Below are 18,450 nucleotides of genomic sequence, written 5' to 3'. Positions count from 1 at the left end.
CGAAAGCTGTGCGCACCTGGAGAGGTGACATGCGCTGCTACGGCTAGGGGGCTGGAGTGCAACGCAACACCGTCGCGTCAGGATCGGAAGACAAACCGGTGAAAGCCTATCGGATGCGGTCCGGGCCCAAACGCTATCCGGTTCAAGACGGGTCTACGCGCGGTATGGCGACATTCGGCTCAGAGGATTCAACATGACGGGCATGGTTTCCGCTCAGGAGGGAAGGCAGCCAGGGGCGATCTGGGTCTTCCTCATTCCATTACTGTGTTTCGCGCTGTCGGTCTGGTTTTCATGGGACAGCAGGCTCGATCTGGACGTTGCCTATTTTGCGGGCACGGCAAAGGCCGTGTCCGAGGGCCTGCACCTGTATGAGCAGGTGATCGATGCGAATCCGCCGGGTCCCGTTCTGGTTGGCATCGTCTCTTACGCGATCTCGAACCATGTCGGTGCGGAATTCGACCAGGTATTGACGGTGTTGTACCTTGTGTTGGATCTGGTTCTTTGCGGCCTCGTTCTTGCGATCTTCGCACCCGTCTTGCGCCGGGGGTCTGTCGAACAGGGCCTTGTCCTGGCACTTGGTGTGAGCACGCTGTTCTTTCTTTCCGATCCGTTGATCGGAAAGCGGGATCTGGTTGGCGCGCTGTTGCTCGTGCCCTGGGCCGGCGCGATAATCATGCGCCGGGCAAACCAGCCGGAGAACAAATATCTGGCGGCCATCGCCGGGGTGTTCGGCGGTCTCTCGATGATGTTCAAGCCGCATTTCGCACTCATGGCGACGGCCTTGGCGCTGCTGGATCTTGTTCACGCCCGGGGCAGGATCCGAAAACTCTCTTTTTCGACCTTCGGCGCGGCGGTGTCATGGTTCCTGTCCTATACGGCACTTGCGCTCATGGAGCCCGCCTATTTCAAGGAGATCATTCCATTCGCGATGGAGACGTTCGGCCGGTTGTCGCAGGGCTTTGCCGATCCTCTCGCCGTACTGCAGAGAAGATGGTTCATGGTCGGTCTGCCGGTGATACTGCTCTCGGCCATCGCCGGGTCGATTCACGGATGGAAGAACATCGACAAGGCGGGCCTGTTCGCCACCGCGGGAACTCTCGTCATTCTGTTTTTTGCCGCACTGCTTCAGTATTCCGTTCAGGGATTTGGCCTGAAATATCAGGCCGTGCCGGCAAAGGTGCTTTATCTCGCGCTGATCTTTTCCGGTCTCGTTTTTCTGTCCGCACGATACCAGCCGGCAATATTCCGCATCGGCGCCATTGCAATACTGATCGTGATCTCGGGCGCTTTGGGACATTCGGTGGCGGATATGCCGAGCAGACGGGATGTGGTAGATCACCCGTTGGTAAGGCGCATGTCTCCCGAGGAACCCGGGAAATCGGTCCTGATGGTAAGCCCGAGCGTCAAGGGCATGGGGGAGGTCTATATTTTTCTCGATGCAAAGTGGGCGGGTGTTTCGCTTGTGCATTGGCCGCTGGCGACGCTCATCAAGCAAGACGGACGGTACGCCCGTGAGAACCATGTTCCGGAGGACCGGCGTCAGGGTCTTGCGGACTGGTACAGAGGGCGCATTGCGGAAATTTTTGCAGAAGCGCGGCCGCAACGGGTGGCATTCGATGTCAGCGGGCATTTGCGATGGTTCGAGGATTCGAACTTCGATATCCTTGCCTGGCTACGCGAGGATCCCGGGTTTGATCAGGCGTGGCGTGACGGCGCGTTCGTGCCGTATGGCGATCCGATCGCCTTCGAAGGCAGACTATTTCAGGTATACAAGGGATATGCGCCGTGACCGGAAGCGTCAGGGCATCGGGCGAGCGTCACTTGTACTCGATCAGCCGGGCACGGGCCCTCGTCAGGCGACGGTACAGATAGGTGAGTACCCCCAGGCCCTGGGGCAGCGTGATCAGCGTCAGGGCGAGCGCCTGCGCCCAGGGCTCGCCGCGCAGGCGCAGCCGCAGCACCTGGGCGGGCCAGGCCAGAAGCAGAAGCCCGGCCCAGGGCGAGACGATCAGGCCCAGAAGCGTCAGCACCGGCAGCACCATGCCCCAGGCGACGATGCGGGTGAGTTCACGTACGCCATGCCGTTCGGGCGGGCCCCCGTGCAGCGCGGCGCCCTCGGCATAGGCGTGGCCGGCCCGCCGCGCCCGTTGCCACCACTGGCCGAAGCGGGTCATGGCCGCGTCGTGCAGCGTCATCTCGGCATCGAGCCGCCAGATCCGCCAGCCGGCGGCGCGCAGCCGCACGCAAAGCTCGGGCTCTTCGCCGGCGATGAGGGCGGGATCGAAGCCGCCCACCGCCTGAAATGCCGCAGTCCTGATCATCGCATCGCCGCCGCAGGCCCGGGCCTCGCCGACGGGGGTGTTCCATTCGGTGTCGATCAACCGGTTGTAGATCGAGGCCTCGGGATGGCGCTCGCGCCGGCGGCCACAGGCCACGGCGGCCTTGGGGGTGGCGTCGAGGAAGGCGGCGGCGGTCTCGATCCAGCCCGGCTGCAGCACGCAATCGCCGTCGAGGAATTGGACATGGGTCGGGGGAGGGCCGCCTTCCATCAGCCGGGCGAAGCCGGCATTTCGGGCGCGGGCTGCAGTGAAGGGGGTGTCCGTGTCGAGTTCGACAACCTCGGCGCCGCGGGCCCAGGCCGCCGCCACGCTGCCATCGGTCGAACCGCTGTCCACATAGATGATCCGCTCGACCTGGCCCGCGAGGGACTCGAGACAGGCGATCAGGCGCGCGCCCTCGTTGCGGCCGATCGCCACCGCCGCCACGCTCACTCCGCAGCCTCCACTATGCGGATCAGGCGGGCAGGGACGCCGCCCATCACCGCCCGGTCGGGCACCGGTTTCGTCACGACGGCATTCGCCCCGATCGTCGCACGATCGCCCACGCGAATCCGGCCGAGGATGACCGCGCCGGCCCCGATCTCAACGCCGTCCCCGATCACTGGGCGGCCCTGCGAGTCGTCAAGCCTGGCAATGCCAAAGGTGGTATTCTGCCGGATGATCACGTCATTGCCGATCTGCTGGGCCACGAGGATCATGCCGCCGAAATGGTCCAGCCGCACCCGCCGCCCGACCCGGACGGTGTAGGGCAGCATGATTCCCCCGAACCACTGGCACATCTTGTACATCAGCCCGTAGATCACGCTCAGCGGCGCCCGCAGGAGCTTTGGCCGGACCTCCATGCGCCAGTTGCCGAAGCGGTGCCAGAAGAGTGCCCAGAATCCCTGGGAGAGAAGATCACTGTCGTTGGTCCGGAAATCTTCACGCACCAACGCCCAGAATCCGATCCCAAGCGGGTTGCAGTTCGCGGTTCCGGGATTGACCCGGAACGGATCTGTATCTGCCTCGGTCGGCGCGTCCTGCACAGGCGGCGTCGGCCAGGAAATGGGCGCCTGGCCCCGCAGTAACGGCCAGACGGCGACGGACCAGAAATCGCCGAGGAAATGCAGCGGCAGGGCGGGGGGGCGACGGCGCAGTCCCGACAGCGGGAAATGTAGAACGCTCGCCAGCAGCACAGCGACCGCGAGGCCCGCCGCCCCGACGCGGCCCCGGGCCTTGAGGAAGTAATATGCCCAAGACTGATACCAGTAGGCCGGTCGGCGGCGGCGCACGGTCTCGCCGCTTCTGACGCCCGTCGCGGCTCCTTCGGCATGGATGACCCGGGCCCGGGGAACATAATGGATTTTCCATCCCGCTAGGTCGGCGCGGCGCATGAGATCGACCTCTTCGTAATAGAGGAAGAATGCGTCATCGAAGAAGCCCATTTCTCGTAGTGCGTGGAAGCGGGCCAGAACGGCCGCGCCGGCAACCCAGCCGACCGGGCCCTCGGGATGGTCTGGCGGCAGCGGTACCTGCCAGTGCTGCGCAAGCCGGGCGAGGGGGCCGACGCCTAGGGTGGAGACGACCTCCGAGATCAGCCCTGGCAAACGGAAGGCAGCCACGACGGGGCCCGAGCCGGGCTTGCTGATCCCGGCGCCTGCAAAGCCCATGGTTGGGTCCGCATCCATTGCGTCGGCTAGGATCGCGATGGCTTCGTTGTCGAGCCGGGCATCGGGGTTCAGCAGAAACACCTTGTCGGGGGGCGTCGGCCGGGCTGCGAGCACCCGCAGGACCAGATTGTTGCCCCGGCCGAAGCCGTGATTGACCATCTCGGGGTAGAAGGTGACCCGCCCACGCCAGGCTTTGGACCGCGCCGCCTCTGCCAGAATTTCGCGGTCCTGCCCGGGCGAGGCGTTGTCCACCAGATGCACGTCGACCTTTCGTCCGTCGTGGTCGTGGGCGAGGACGCTGTCGACTGCAGCTCGGGCGAGGTCCGCCGTTCCGTAATTGACGACGATCACCGAGATTTCCGCACTGTCCTGCATTTGTGTCACCGGTTTTGTACGAACGGGCCAGTCGCGCGCTTTCATAAGATTTCCGTCGCAAGGAACAATGACATCTCCGGGGCAGAAACAAGAATGCCGTTAGCGGGAGGGGGACCGATTGCGGGATCTGAGCACAGTCTGACGCGTGTAGGCAGCACCGCGCGCAGGCGCATCCGTGCCTTCGCCGACCAGGGCGGGCCTGACCGGTGGGGCCCTGCGATACCCCGGCCGCGCATAGGACAAGGTTTGCGGCGCCGCTTCGGCGGCCTCGGCCCTCAGCTCCAGCCGCCCCCAGAGTGCTCCGGCGATGACCCATGTGAGCGGGGTGATCGACGCGTTCGGAATGCAATCGGCGAGGTTTCCCGCAAGGATCAGTGCCAGAACGGAGGTTTCCATCCCGATCCCGTATCGCCGAGCGTTCCGGAACAGAAGCAGAAGCGGCATGGTCAGCAGCCCGAAAACGGCTAGATATCCTACCCACCCAGATGTTCCAATCTGACCGGTCCAGGCCCCGTCAGTGATGGCGATAATACGGCCTTTTTCGTCATAGACCCTGTTTCTTCCCCATTTGCCCCATCCGAACAGCGGGCGTTGCTGTGCCTTTTCAAGCAACCTGTCTTCGCTGGTCAAACGGAAGCGAAAGGATTCAGCCCGATCCGAACTGAACGTCTCGACGGTCGCCGCGATCCGCTCGACCGGGACGATCTGGCTGCTTCGAAGAATCGGATAACTGAGGAAGATTCCCGCAACGATGGCCGCGACCAGCAACTGGCGTCTTGCCGAGGCGAGGAAGACGACCGGGGCGAGGGCCAGGGTCAGGATCAGGGCGCCCAGCGACTTGGCCAGGATCAATGTGACAAGGAGCCAGAGCACTGCCCACAGGAAGAGAGAGCGCCGTTTCGTATCGATCCTGGAAAGCCCGAGTGCGGCTAGGATCGTGGCCGACAGGAAGATCGCCAGCAACAGGCCATGTGAGAGAAAGACCAAGGGCCGAAAGCCGCCACCCCGCACATGCTGGGCAAAGCTATGCGGAAAGAAGCCGTAGATCCAGTTGTTGAGCTGGGGCGACATCCGGACTTCGAACAGGGCCGGCAGGGAATAGGCGAGACCGGCAATGCAAAGGATCTGCAGGATCAGGACATGCATGGCCGGATGGGCGAGGTATTTCCGCGCCACGAGCATCGGCAACACCATCATGATGGTGCTCAGAACCTCTGAAAACGCATCATAGGTCCTCATTCCTGGCAGGAACACCGGCCCGTAGACCAATGGATCGGGATTGGTCCTCACGGTCATGAAGGCCCCCCCGACCAGAACGGCCAGCAGAACGAGAACTAGCCAATGCCGTGGCAGCAGGCCGGCGAGCTTCCGAGGGGGGGCGTAGCCGATCCCGAGCGCGATCAGGAGCAATACGCTCAGGACCGGAACGGTGTGCTTGTTGAGGGCTGGAAGAAGCGGAAAATCGATAACGGTGGCTTCGGGCAGTAGAAGATAACCCCCAAAGATCGTGACGAGGATCGCCAGGGGCAGGCGCATGGTCCGGAAGAAGATGATGCTGATGACGGGCCAGGCGAACAGCACGGCCAAGGGGGGCAGCATGGGCTAACTCCTGTCCGGCGCTTGCGCCGAGGCACGGGGCGCGCAGCGGTGATTGACGGTCGGTCCTCCTCGGCACGACGCGATACAGGATAGAACGACACCGGTAAACGCGATCCTGCCGAGAGCGTTGCGCCGGGGCACTGCACTGCGTGCGGCGGTCCCACCCCTCTTTCAGCACTTTCCCCGATAGTCCCCTCGTCCGGCAAGGCCTGAAAACAGAAGGGCGCAGTCCCGTCATGTTCGGCGCATTGCCTTTGAAGAACACCTCCGAACGGGAGCCGAGCGGATGAAAGACGCCTTCCAGAATCACAAGACAGGGCTGGACAGTCCGGCGACACAACTCCACGCGGTCACGCCCAGCGATACCGAAGACCTTTCCTCGGCCAGCCGAGGGCTCAATGTCGCCACCTCCGGGACCGTGAAAGTCACCACGGTCGGAGGGACGACCGGCGCTGTCTATGTCGTCGCCGGGGTCATATTTCCCGTCCGTGCCACACGGGTCTGGGCGACCGGTACGACCGCAACCGGAATCGTGGCGCTGAGGTGATCCAATGAGCAGTTTTCCCATCGGCATTGCCTTTTCGTCCTCCGGACCGATCGTCGCCGAGGACGGCCTTCTCATCATCGCCAAGGTCGCCCCGGCCATCCAACCCGTTCCGGACGGTACAACCCTGGCAGACACGCTCCCGGCCTCGGCCACGGATACGGCCAACTACAAATCGACGGGCGGATCGATCGTCTCGGCCGTTGCAGAATGGTCCGTGAATGGGGGCGCCTGGACCTTCGACGGCTCCGTCATTCTCGCCTATGGTGAAAGCGTACAGGCGCGTATCCGGGTGACGGACAGCGAGAACAACGATTTCCTCTTCAACACCTCAAGCACGACCGTTTCGGGTGTCGCGCCGTCGAACACCATCGGCCCCATCATCTCGGGCGGATCCGCTCTGGGCGACGTGCTCGTCGTGGAGAGCGGCGGCTGGACGGGTACGCCGGCGCCGAGCCTTGTCTACCAGTGGATGCGGGGCAGTCTCCCGGTCGTCGGGGCGACGACCACCACCTATACGATCACGCAGGATGATGATGCGGCCGAGATCGCATGCACGGTGACGGCGACCAACGAGGAAGGGTCGGCTTCGGCCACCTCGAATACCATCAGGGTTACGGGGTTCGTGCCGCCCGTGAACGTTGTGGCGCCCAGCATCTCGGGCAACCCGACCGTCGGCGCCACACTGACATGCGATCCGGGCAGCTGGACAGCAATCCCCGCGCCAAGCCTTTCCTATCAATGGTATCGTGATGGTGCAGTGATCTCCGGGGCGACGGGGTCGGGCTACATGCTGCAAACCGTCGATATCGGCGCGGAGATCACCTGTGTCGTCACGGCAGAAAATATCGTGGGCACGGTGACCGCGACTTCGAACATGATCCGCAGCAGCGAGATCACCCTGCGTGACCCCGGTGACAATACGCTGGAGATCAGCGGCGCCGGCACGCTTGACAGCATCATGATCGAGGGCGGTCTGTATGCGGGTACCTATACCACCTGGGCCGATGGCGCAGTACTCGACCTAGATGCGCTCTCGGGCGTGGTGGCGAAATGTCTGGTTGCGCCGATCCTGTCCGGCACGGGTGGAGTAGCGGAGACGTTGACGGTCGCGCCGGGCCTGTGGGTCTATGACGCCAGTAACCCGGAGCCCAGCATCGCCTACACGTCAAGTGGGTCCGGGTCCATGGGCGGCACGGCGGCGGCGCCGACCTATGAGGTTCAGTCGGACGACGCAGGCAGCAGCATCATCGTCACCGAAGCGGCCCGCAGCGGCGCAGGGGCGGATGTCTCGCAAGACACGAACGCAATTGCCATCGCGGGCGCGGCCACGTTCGATCCGGCCAGTCTGAACGAGGGGGCTCAGAACAAGTGTGTTTTCTGGCTGGACTTCACCGATGCCGCCAGCATGCAGACAAAGGCCGGGATGCCCCCGGCCCTTGGCGACACGCCGATCCTTTTCACCGACAAGTCCGGCACTGGCAACGACTTCACCACCGGGGACGCCGCTGCCTCCTCGCCGGTCGGCATCGGAACGTATCAGGGCAGCTACACCAATAACAATGTGACCTCGACGGGCTATCTGACGCCCGCCAGCGCGCTCACCGGCTTGACCGCCGATATGTGCCTCCACGCGGTCATCGATACCCGGAACGACGGGAATTTCATGCTGGTGGGCACGTCTTTGTCTTCCGTCGCCGCAGGGGTGGCTTCGGCAACCAACTACGGGGGCGCCACTCCCCTCGACATCGGATTTGGCGGCCCGATCACTTATAGTGCGGATGGGACCCCGATCACGCCCTCCACCCGCGCCGAATTGCATGGCCTGTGGACGACAAACGGTACATATGTCGTCGTCAGCGCCGAGGGTCTCGATCTGACCGGCACTACACCAGACATGGCAGCAACTATCCGCCCGCTGTCATACTCATCGGCTGTCCCTTCGTACGGCGTGCAAGGCCGCGTCCGGCAGATCGTCTGCACCACCAATGATCTGACCCCGGACGAGAGGGTCGCGCTTGTTGCATGGCTGACGGCGAAGGCCGCCCCCAATGACTGAGGCGCGCGCCAGCAGGTTTCGAAATCCCGGCATCTGAGCCCAGAGACGGTGTCGGCTCGGGGAGCCGAGGGCGCACTCAAATATCAAACAGCTTGACTTCCGGTTGGATCGGGTCCGCTCTGCGAAAAGCCGAGGATGGATCGCGGATTTCAAGGGAGTTCCCATGCGGAGACGTGACATGCTCAAACTGACATCCGCCCTGCTCGCCGGAACGGCGATGACTCTGACGATCACCCAGGGAGGGAACTCGGCATCGGCGCAAGTGCCATCTTGGGGCAATCCGACGGCGGGCACGATCTCGATCGAACTGACGCGAACCCGCGGGCAGGTTGCCCCGGACAGCGTGACGTTCCGGGTGAACACGACGCAATCCCTCTTCCAGACGCCGCTGGAACACCCGGAAAGCACGCCGCCTGGACACCGCCAGCAATACTATCCTCGGTATCACGATCTCATCTACCTCTGGGATTTCTACGGCGACGCGGCGTGGGCAAACGTGCCCGAGGCAGAAAAGGAATGGTCCGCCCCCACCCGCCTGCCGCCCGGTTGCGCCTCTCGCCGCTACGGTAAAGGGCCGGAAGCCATGCACCTCTACCGGGAAGGCGGAACCTACGTTGCCAGCGTGCTGGTCTATGAGCCGTCTTCTGGTCTGTGGGCAACGGCCTCTACCGAGGTCGAGGTTGCCAAGCCAGAAGACTTCTACCTCAGCGTTGTCGCATTTGACACGGACTCGGTGCCTGCCCATGACGACCCGGACATGCCCTCGTGGATCACGGATCGGGTTAATGCGGGCACACTGGTTTTCGACGGGTTTCAGGAAACCGATGTGAATTTTTCGTTCACTGCGGTATCGGCAGAGTGGAAGATTAACGGCGGCTATAGCTACTACTATCCGTTTGTTGACGATAGGCGTCCGGGCATCATCAACACGCGCCCGGAAAATGGCAACAAGACGCTGTTTCTCTGGAAGAGGAATAAGACCTACAACGTCCACTTCAACAGCAATTCGGACAACATCAGCGGCATTGACGCTTATGGAACTGGCGACGATCCAATCTGGAATAATCTGACATCATCTCCTAGAAGCGCTGGAACTATAAGACTTGCACCGCCGCAAGGAATTGAAGGGGAGATTCATTGTTCCAACATTGACCTTCGTGGCGGGTATGATCCGACCGTTGCGCCCTTCTCGGCAACTTTGCCGGAAAATCTCAATGTTGGTGTATACGTCCCAGGTTCTGCCGCAAGCTTCATTGCCGACAAGATCACCTTGACCGGCTTCTGGGATACCATTTCCCTGAACTATGTTAACGGGATTTTCCACTGCAACGATTTCACTATTGCAAAGCGCGGCAGTTATGGCGCTTTGTGCTCGAGCGAAATGGAAGGCGGCCGCACCGGATACTTCGGCTTTACTGGCACGGAAATTGTCGATGCGGCTGGCACCGTGCAGGAGGGAAAATCTGCCGCCGCGTTCAGGGTTCCGAGATCCAACCTTTTATATATCAGCCACACCAACGCCACATCGCAAGTTCAAGAATGTTACCGCCTTCAAGACATGAGCGGTGCTTCGTTCCCGCCCCGCTATGACTCGCATATGTATGTCTTTGACAGCATCGGACAGGGCGGCCTCGGTGTTGTTTCAACATATACAAACGGACGCAACCCGAACCTTCCGAACCTCGGCAACACAATCCTCGACGGGTGTATTTTCATTCCTCGCGTCAATGGTTCTGAGCATATGTCCTACGTTCAAGGGATGGGCGTAACAATCAGGAACTGTATTTTCCACAGCTTCCTTGGTGCCCCGGCATCTTCCGCAATTGCTGTTCAAAGGCGGGGGGACGTGGACCTGAGCGATCAAGCCGCCATTGATGCTTTCTTCAACAGCGCGCTAGGAGTAGCGCCGTTTATTGAGCAGTGGCGGGATTTCTTCAAGGCAAGAGTGGCCCCGAACAAGTTCTACGGAAACACTTTTGTTCACTATTCTCCGTTTACTAGATCGCTAATAGTTCCATTTGTCGAGTTGATCCGAATGGTGTCTTTGCGAGATGATCCGGCTGCCACAAATCCAATACCTGAGCTGGACGCACAGGTACGCATCTACAGTTATTGGCCGCAGGATCAGTGGGGTGACAACGTAGAATCCTGGCCCGATGCGGATAACAATACTACCCTCGCGGGCTGGATTGCGGACGGGAATTTGGCGGGGATCAACTACAAACTGGACGAGACTGCGCCGCTGCTCGATGCTTGGGGCAACCAGATCACCCTTCTCGATCAGAATATCTACACCTACAACGGGCCGGGGGACATCACCGTAACCCCTGTTCCGGTAACGCCCGCTTATATTCTCTCCGGTTTGCCTTCCGGCGCGGCCCCTGACCCGAGCGGCGTGACACGGACGACCAATTTCGCCATGGGCCCGGCGATTGGCGAAACCGTGGCCGACTGGATAGCAAATGAGCCGGGTGACCGGGCGAACATCGGGGCGAGGAAGCTGTAACGCGGTTGTTAATCGCTGACGAAGATGGACCCCAGATCTCCGCTTGGCCGAGGCGGCCTGGCCTCTAAGCCGTGCTGCAGTGTCGGCCAGTGGGGATCTGGGGGAAGGTCAATTGCGTCACGCAGTTGGCCCTTCTTCGCTGTTGATGGTCGCCCATGACGCATCGGACGGCGCATGCCCCCTTGCCTTGACTCGCTCCGGGTTCGGTGTTTGCCTGTGCCACAGATTGATGTTGACCCTCCTGGCTTCAAGTCTTCTATGAATCATTCCCTCCAGACCGTTTCTTACGCGACCTTCAGCCAAACCTACGAGTCCCACATACAGGGCCGGACATTCGTCGAGAACCTAGCCTATTACAGGCGCTGCAAGCAGAGATTCTGGAAGTCGTTTCAATATATTGAGGCCTTGGGTCTGCCGCCGGGCAGCCGTGTTCTCGACATCGGGGGGGGAATTCTCGCGGTGCTCGTGTCGCGGCTTCTGAAATTCGACGCGATCGTGGGCGATGTCAACGAGCGGGCCCGCAAGGATGTCGAGGATTTGGGGCTGAAATTCGTCATCGTCGATCTGTTCTCGGATGAGACCCCGGAGATCGAAGGGCTGGACCTGGTCATCCTGACCGAGGTGATCGAGCATATCCCCCAGCCGCCCTATGTGGTGCTCGGCCGGATCAAGAAGCTGCTCGCCCCCGGCGGACGGCTGTTTCTGACCACGCCCAATGGCCACCGGTTCCGGAACCTTGTCTACATGGCGCTCGGCAAGGAGGTCCTCGACATCTATCGCTATCCCGAGCCGGGCATGGTCCTTGGTCATCAGCACGAATACACGCTGAAACAGATGCTTTGGCAGGCCGGGCATGCGGGGTTCGAGACGGAACAGGCGGAATATTACGAAGACGGCTTCAAGGGCGCCAGCCTGCCGGCCCGCATCGGCCGAATCCTCGCAAAGCCCGTCGGGGTCATCCCCTACATGCGCAACGGCATTGCAATGACGCTGCGCCACCCGGGGGGAGGAGAGCGGTTCAGCGGTAATCGGTGAACTGGTCCAGCGGCGCGCCGGACAGAAGCGCTTCATAGATGCGCAGGGTGTAGGCGGCCTTGGCCTCCCAGTCATACAGCCCATGGGCATAGGCCCACGCCCGGTCGGCAGTGGCGGCGTGGCGCGTGGGATCGGCCAGGCAATCTTCCATCGCAGCCCGGTAGGCGTGTACCAGACCCTCCAGATTCTGCATCGGAATCCGTACACCACGGTCGTTGGCCGCCAGATCCCCCGGTGCACCGTAATCCGTCACCAGGCAGACCAAGCCACAGGCCATCGCCTCGATCACCACGCCGGCGCCGAGCTCGCGGATCGAGGGGAAGACGAAGGCATCCGAGCGGCGCATGAACTCGGCGACCTCGGCCTGTGTCTTGCCGCCTTCGAAGATCACCCGGTCGCCGGCACCGGCCTCCGCGACCATCGCCTTCAGCCGGTCGAGTTCGGGGCCGGCTCCGACCACGTGCAGCTTGTGGGGTCGGAGCAGGTCAGAGCCGACAAAGGCCCGGACGGCGACTTCCGGCAGTTTGTAGGGCACCAGCCGCCCCACATAGAGGAAGCGCTTTGGACCTGGGTCCGAAAACGGAACCTGCCGCCCCTCGGCATGGAAGATTGCCGGGTCGAACCCGATTTCGGGCATCGGTACGATGCGGGCGGGATCGGCGGCTTTCAGATCGTCGATGGTGTGCTGGAACGCGGCGAGGATGCAGTCGGCCTTCGACTGCGTCGACCGGGCATAGGGCAGGTAGCGGTAGAGTTCCCGGAGCGACCGCAGCCCTTCGCGCTCGCGCTTCTTCTCGGAGGAGAACTGCGAGGGCCAGTCGAGATTGCCGTTGAGCGGCCCCACGACGAAGGGCTGGCGGGTCTTGCCGACCATATAGCTTGGCTGGGTCGGTGACATCGGCGTGATCCGGTGGACGATGTCGAACGCGCCGGCGCGCAACTGCTTGCGGAAGGTGTCGAGGATCTGTCGCTCGAAGGCGAGGTTCGGCAGATAGGCCATGATCTGGTTAACGCTCCACGCCACCTCCTCGCCGCGGCGTAGCAGGACGGACAGCCGGTACATGGGGGCGGCGATCCATTCGTTGTCGATGTAACACACCCTGCCGGAGAGTTCGCCTGCCTTCTCGATGTTCTCTCGATTGCGGACATGGGTGGCGATGGTGACATCTGCCACCCCGGCTAGCGCCCGGGCATAGTTGTATCCCACTATCGGCAGGGACGGCCATTCGGGATTGCAGTCCTGGGCGAGGATGAGAATACGGTGTCGGGTCATGCTATTCCCCTGAGCTTAATGGCGCCCCGCGAGCAGGCGAAGGATCGCGTCTGTCGTGATCCTGTGAAATTTCCGGTTCCGAGCTGGGAAGGTATCCCTGCCTTGTCGAGCAAAAACAACCCTCGAGATATCCACACCATGAGACAGCGGAACATTCAAAGCTTGACCGGTAGGAGCGCTGCCCCCAAACAACGAGCAGACTGCCTGCGATGGAGGCATCCCGCAACCGATGCTTCGGCGCCCGGTCGAGGCTGACCAGGAAGCGGAGCGCAAGATCTGTGATGCGACATGACATTTAGCCCCAGAGATTTTCTACTTTTCACGAAGAAGAATAGGATTCTTGCCCCTTACTATGAACGTGCGAAAAACGGCTACATCGCTTTCAGGAACCGCGGGCAAACGCGGCTCGATGTGCTCAAGGCGTTCCCGCTCTACTGCGCCTACAGCGGCGGCGGCTACAGCCAGCGCGCGCCCCTCGCTCTGCAGGCGGTCAACGATATGGTCCCGGCCCTCAAGGCGCTTGGCGACGGGATCGGACTGGCTGCCCCTCCGGTAATGACCGATCATGTCTATGCCGAGCGGAACGGCGCCGGCCGGGTTGACGAACTTGCGGCTCTTTTTCGGAGGTACGGCTCGGACAAGTCCTCTGCCCACGAGTATCACAGGGTCTATGCCAGTATCCTGCACCAGATCGGTGAGGATGGGACCGTCAACCTGCTGGAAATCGGGCTGGGCACCAACAATCCCGATGTGGTGTCGAACATGGGCATTGCCGGCCGACCTGGTGCCTCACTGCGGGCGTTTCGCGACTTCCTGCCCCGGGGGCGGGTCTTCGGGGCCGATATCGACCGCCGCGTGCTGTTCGAAGAAGAGCGGATCCGGACCTTCCCCGTCGACCAGACCGACCGCGCCACCTTTGCTGCACTCGGCGCGGCGTTGCCGGACGAATTTCATCTGATGATCGATGACGGGCTTCATCTGCCTACGGCCAACCTTAATTCCCTGTCCTTTTTTCTCTCAAGGCTGAGCGTCGGCGGTTTTGCCGTGGTTGAGGATATCCCCAAGATTGCGCGCGAACTGTGGCAGTTCGTGGGCGGGCTTCTAGGGGAGTGTTACGAAGCCTGCATCGTGGAATCGGGTCCGTCGCTGATGTTCGTGGTCAAACGGCTGCGTTGATCTGTACCATGACCCAGCCCGCCCCCGATCCCCGCGCCTATGTCGTGATCTCGCCCTGCCGGAACGAGGCGGCCTACATGCGTCGCACGCTCGACAGCGTGGTGGCGCAGAGCGAGCGGCCTGCACTTTGGGTGATCGTCGATGACGGCTCGACCGACGACACCCCCGCGATCCTGGCCGAGTATGCCGCCCGCCACGACTGGATCCGCATCGTGCTGAAACCAGACCGCGGCCACCGCGCCGTGGGCCCCGGCGTGATCGAGGCGTTCTATGCCGGGCTGGAGACCGTTTCGCTCGATGATTACGCCTATCTGTGCAAGCTCGACCTCGATCTCGACCTGCCGCCGCGGTATTTCGAGATCCTGATGGACCGTATGCAGGCCGATCCCCGGATCGGCACCTGCTCAGGCAAGGCCTATTTCCGCAACGCGGACGGTAACCTGGTCAGCGAGCGGATCGGGGACGAGATGTCGCTGGGTATGACCAAGTTCTACTCGGTCGCCTGTTTCCGCCAGATCGGCGGCTTCGTGCGCGAGGTCATGTGGGACGGGATCGACTGCCACAAGGCCCGCCAGTTGGGCTGGACACCGGTGAGCTGGGACGATCCTGACCTGCGCTTCGAGCATCTGCGCCCCATGGGGTCGAGCCAGACGAGCATCTATACCGGCCGTCGCCGCCACGGCTTCGGACAGTACTACATGGGCACCGATCCGCTGTTCATGCTGGCCTCGGCCATCAACAGGATGCGCCAGCCGCCCCTTGTCCTGGGTGGTCTGGCCATGCTGCAGGGCTATTTCGGGGCGATGGCACGCCGGATCCCGCAGCATGACGATCCGGACCTTGCCGCTTTCCTCCGCTCCTATCAGCGCCGTGCGCTGCTGGTTGGCAAGGCCCGCGCCGTGGCCGAGATCGAGGCCGAACGCGCGGCGCTGTGGTCGGCTGCTGTCCAGCCGGTCTCGGAAACGGCCGTGTAGCACGGGCGATCGCCCGGAAGGATCAGCCCGCCACGGCGGCGGCGCAGATCCCGCCGGCACGGTTGCCAACCGCCCTCAGTTCTCGGGGGTTGTTGGGATCCTGCGCCGCAGCACCGCGAGATTTGCGGCCTCGTCGCGCAAGAGAAGCTCGAACGCCTCGGAGAAGCCCGCTGCGTCCTGCGCGACCCAGCCGGCCACGCCGGCCCAGTCGACGATGTAGTCGATCCGGCTGTCCTGCACGACGTAAGGCAGGACCGTGCCGGTTTCGCGCCGCGCCGCCAGCGCCTCGGGGTTGACCTTGCCGTCGAGATTGATCGTGCGGTCGTGCCAGTAGCCCAGCGTACCCGTCTGCACCGCACCCACCCAGACCGTTTCGGGCACGTTTTCCTGCACCCAGCGCACCACCTGTCCGTGGCCCTGATCATGAACGCCGGGCATCAGAAGCCGCCCCAATAGCAGCACCGAGAGGACCAGTCCGCCCCCCCCCGTAGACCTGCGCCACAAGCCGGGGCCGGCCCGGCCAGAGGACCCGCCCCAGCTCGATCGCGGCCCAGAGCGCGGCCACGATCAGGAGCGGCGCAAGGGGCGCAAGATAGCGGCCCATGAAATGGGCAGCCCCGAAATAGAGCCCGTAATAGCCCGCAAGGGCCAAGCCATGGACCAGATAGGCCCCCACCACCGCCCAGAGCACGGCGTTGCCGCGCCGGAGGAGCTGGACAAGGAACAGGCCCAGAACCAGGGCCACGACAAGCACCCCGCCCCAGATCGCGGGAGACGTGCCCTCCAGCCCGCCGGGAACCGGCAGCATCGGGAACAGGTATTCGAACATCTTCACCGGCAGCAGGCCGGCATTCTGTCCGAACTCGGCCGCCAGCGATTGCGCGGACCCGCTGATCGGCACGATGGAACCGAAACGGATCTGGTTGTTGATCAGCCAGGGCGCCGCCACCGCAAGGCTGGCTAGGCCCGGCGGCACCAGCCGCCGCAGCATGGGAACAAAGCCCGTGCGGACACGGACAAGGTCATGCAGGGCCCAGATGGCGAAGATCGCCGTCACAAGGAAGACGGCGTCATTGCGCGCCAGAAACACCAGCCCGCCAAGAGCGCCGAGCAGCAGCCGGTCCGCCGGGCCTACCCCCGCGCCTTTGCCCAGGACACGCCCGAACTGCAACAGCGTCAGCAGCAGCACGACGGTGTAGAGTCCGGTCTCGAGCCCGTTCATCGTATGATAGAGCAGCAGCGGTGACAGGAACCACAGGAGCGCGGCCATCCAAGACCAGAGCGGCGCGTCGTCCAGAGGCGCCAGCACACGGCGGGCGAAGGCGCGCACCGCAAAAGCGCCGCCAAGCGCGACGGTCGCGGCGATCAAATGGATGCCGACAAGGCTCGTCACCTTGTCGCCGCCGGTCAGAAGGTAGGGGATGGCGAACAGAAAGGTCGCCAGGGGCTGCACGCCGTTGGTGGGGATCGTGCCGTCCGACACGCTCATGCCGAGCCCCAACGCCATGTTCCGGGCGACAGTCAGCATCAGATAGCCGTCCTCGGTCATGAAGGCTTCCGACAGCACCGGCGGGCCCAGGACGATGGGGTAAAGCCTGTAGGCGAGGCCGGCCGCGAGGCCAAGAAGGACAAGGGTGAAAAGTACGGCGGGTTTCATGTCCATCCTTTCACGGCAAGATTCTGGCCAATGGCGTTTCCCTCGCACTCATCGGTGATCGCGACCGGAAAACTTGTCGGGTATGCTTGTCCTGATCCGGCCCAGAGAGGCATCGACCAGACCGATCCGCTTGTGCCGAAGGCCAAGGAACCAGGCCTCCAGGGTGCGGAAGCTGATTTCGGCGATCACGATCGTCATGGCGTAATAGCCGAGCAGGACCGGGGCCCAATGGGTCCAGCCGACCATGATGGCCAGCTTGGTCACCAGCGCCGCGGCGAAGAGATGGTAAAGGTAGATGCCGTAACTGATCTGTCCGATCCGCTCGATGGGTCTGAACTTGAGGATCGGGGCCATGGCGTTGTCTTCGCGAACCACCAGGCTGACCAGCATCAGCGCCATCAGGCTGTGCACGACAAGGTTCGGCCAGCCTTCGAGGACACCGGGAAAAGCTGCCAAGGCCAGAAGAAGTGCCAGAAACCACAGCCAGGGCGCGCCGGCAAACCCCGTTACCCGGTTCATGCGCGCAAACCAGACGCGATCCTGCAGCAGGATCGCCACGAGCGACCCCATCAGGATGGGCGCATAGGTGGCCCCCTCGATGGCGAAACGAAGATGTCCGGTCTCGATCGGCCCGATCCCCAGCAGCCCGAAAAAACCCGCCGCCGAGAGCACGTTGACCGCGATCAGCGCCAGCAGCACCGGCGTGATCCAGCGGCGGGGCAGAAACAGCAGCAGCGTCGGCCAGATCAGGTAATACTGCTCCTCCACGGACAGCGACCAGGTGGGCGCAAGAAAGCCGATATGCTCGGCGCTCAGGAAATTCGAGAGAAACAGGTAGTAATAGGGCAGGATCTCGATCTGCTCGGTATAGCCCTTGATGCCGATGGCATAGAAGGCGGCGAGGCTGATCACGAAGAAATAGAGCGGCACGATCCTGAGAATCCTGCGCCAGTAGAACCCGCGCAAGGAGAAGCGGCCCTTTGCCGCCTCTTCGCGCAGCAACAGCGTGGTGATCAGGAAGCCGCTGAGCACGAAGAAGAAGTCCACCCCGACATGACCCCGCCGAAACAGGATCGAGAGCTGGACGATCTCTTCCCGGAACGGCGTGTGGTGCCAGAGCACGGCCGTGATGCACAGGAAGCGCAGCCCATCGAGACTGCCGAAATGGCGGGTGGCCAGATAACGGTCGTGCGCGGCGGCGGCGGGCATCAGGGTGTGACCTCTGCCATGAAGGCCGGCGCTGGCGCGCGCCTGCCGCCAATGG

Annotated in this window: 14 protein-coding genes; 7 read left to right on the top strand and 7 right to left on the bottom strand. The window is 62.7% G+C overall.

Annotated features, from left to right (window positions below; translation table 11 throughout):
* Positions 1–193 precede the first annotated feature (193 nt).
* Positions 194–1,789 (top strand): hypothetical protein, encoded by a 1,596-nt coding sequence (locus tag EV662_RS15285; RefSeq protein ID WP_132464457.1) that lies wholly within the window; start codon positions 194–196, stop codon positions 1,787–1,789.
* A gap of 28 nt (positions 1,790–1,817) precedes the next feature.
* Here EV662_RS15285 and EV662_RS15280 read toward each other — a convergent pair whose 3' ends face one another.
* Genes EV662_RS15280 through EV662_RS15270 form a run of 3 tightly spaced genes read right to left on the bottom strand, consistent with a single transcriptional unit; the run spans position 1,818 to position 5,962 of the window.
* Positions 1,818–2,771 (bottom strand): glycosyltransferase family 2 protein, encoded by a 954-nt coding sequence (locus tag EV662_RS15280; RefSeq protein WP_132464454.1) that lies wholly within the window; start codon positions 2,769–2,771, stop codon positions 1,818–1,820.
* Entirely contained in the window at positions 2,768–4,408 is a 1,641-nt protein-coding gene (locus EV662_RS15275; protein WP_132464451.1) for a glycosyltransferase, read from the bottom strand. Before EV662_RS15275 ends, EV662_RS15280 begins: the two co-directional genes overlap by 4 nt.
* Positions 4,409–4,462: 54 nt before the next feature.
* Positions 4,463–5,962: an O-antigen ligase family protein gene (locus EV662_RS15270; protein WP_132464448.1), complete on the bottom strand. Its 1,500-nt coding sequence runs from the start codon at positions 5,960–5,962 to the stop codon at positions 4,463–4,465.
* A 286-nt stretch (positions 5,963–6,248) separates the two neighbouring features.
* On the opposite strand from EV662_RS15270, the gene EV662_RS15265 reads away from it, so the two are divergent.
* From EV662_RS15265 to EV662_RS15250, 4 genes are all read left to right on the top strand, one after another.
* Positions 6,249–6,509 carry a spike base protein, RCAP_Rcc01079 family gene (locus tag EV662_RS15265; protein ID WP_132464445.1) on the top strand — a complete coding sequence of 87 codons (261 nt, stop codon included), beginning with the start codon at positions 6,249–6,251 and terminating at the stop codon, positions 6,507–6,509.
* A gap of 4 nt (positions 6,510–6,513) precedes the next feature.
* Entirely contained in the window at positions 6,514–8,565 is a 2,052-nt protein-coding gene (locus EV662_RS15260) for a hypothetical protein (RefSeq protein WP_132464442.1), read from the top strand.
* A gap of 178 nt (positions 8,566–8,743) precedes the next feature.
* Positions 8,744–11,071, top strand: a complete 2,328-nt coding sequence (locus EV662_RS15255) for a hypothetical protein (protein WP_132464439.1) — start codon at positions 8,744–8,746, stop codon at positions 11,069–11,071.
* Between the two features lie 174 nt (positions 11,072–11,245).
* On the top strand, positions 11,246–12,106 hold the full coding sequence (locus EV662_RS15250; RefSeq protein ID WP_132464435.1) for a methyltransferase domain-containing protein: 861 nt from the start codon (positions 11,246–11,248) through the stop codon (positions 12,104–12,106).
* On the opposite strand, the gene EV662_RS15245 is transcribed toward EV662_RS15250, so the two are convergent.
* Positions 12,090–13,379, bottom strand: coding sequence for a glycosyltransferase family 4 protein (locus EV662_RS15245; protein WP_132464432.1), 1,290 nt, complete (start codon positions 13,377–13,379; stop codon positions 12,090–12,092). The two genes, EV662_RS15250 and EV662_RS15245, sit on opposite strands and share 17 nt — an antisense overlap.
* 288 nt (positions 13,380–13,667) lie before the next feature.
* Here EV662_RS15245 and EV662_RS15240 point away from each other — a divergent pair, with 288 nt between their 5' ends.
* Complete coding sequence (locus EV662_RS15240; protein WP_132464429.1) at positions 13,668–14,555, top strand: class I SAM-dependent methyltransferase; 888 nt, start codon at positions 13,668–13,670, stop codon at positions 14,553–14,555.
* A gap of 8 nt (positions 14,556–14,563) precedes the next feature.
* Positions 14,564–15,529 carry a glycosyltransferase family A protein gene (locus tag EV662_RS15235; RefSeq protein ID WP_132464426.1) on the top strand — a complete coding sequence of 322 codons (966 nt, stop codon included), beginning with the start codon at positions 14,564–14,566 and terminating at the stop codon, positions 15,527–15,529.
* A gap of 75 nt (positions 15,530–15,604) precedes the next feature.
* On the opposite strand, the gene EV662_RS15230 is transcribed toward EV662_RS15235, so the two are convergent.
* The 3 genes from EV662_RS15230 to EV662_RS15220 are packed head-to-tail and all read right to left on the bottom strand — an operon-like array spanning position 15,605 to position 18,395.
* On the bottom strand, positions 15,605–15,967 hold the full coding sequence (locus EV662_RS15230) for a hypothetical protein (RefSeq protein ID WP_132464423.1): 363 nt from the start codon (positions 15,965–15,967) through the stop codon (positions 15,605–15,607).
* A complete protein-coding gene (locus EV662_RS15225) occupies positions 15,951–17,186 on the bottom strand; it encodes a hypothetical protein (protein ID WP_132464420.1) in 1,236 nt (411 codons plus the stop codon). Before EV662_RS15225 ends, EV662_RS15230 begins: the two co-directional genes overlap by 17 nt.
* A 48-nt stretch (positions 17,187–17,234) precedes the next feature.
* Positions 17,235–18,395: an acyltransferase family protein gene (locus EV662_RS15220; protein WP_132464417.1), complete on the bottom strand. Its 1,161-nt coding sequence runs from the start codon at positions 18,393–18,395 to the stop codon at positions 17,235–17,237.
* Positions 18,396–18,450 lie beyond the last annotated feature (55 nt).

Origin of the sequence: Rhodovulum marinum (assembly GCF_004343075.1) — a bacterium.
Lineage (GTDB): Bacteria > Pseudomonadota > Alphaproteobacteria > Rhodobacterales > Rhodobacteraceae > Rhodovulum > Rhodovulum marinum.
The sequence above is the reverse complement of the archived record's forward strand: the minus strand, read 5'-3'. Positions and strand labels throughout refer to the sequence as shown.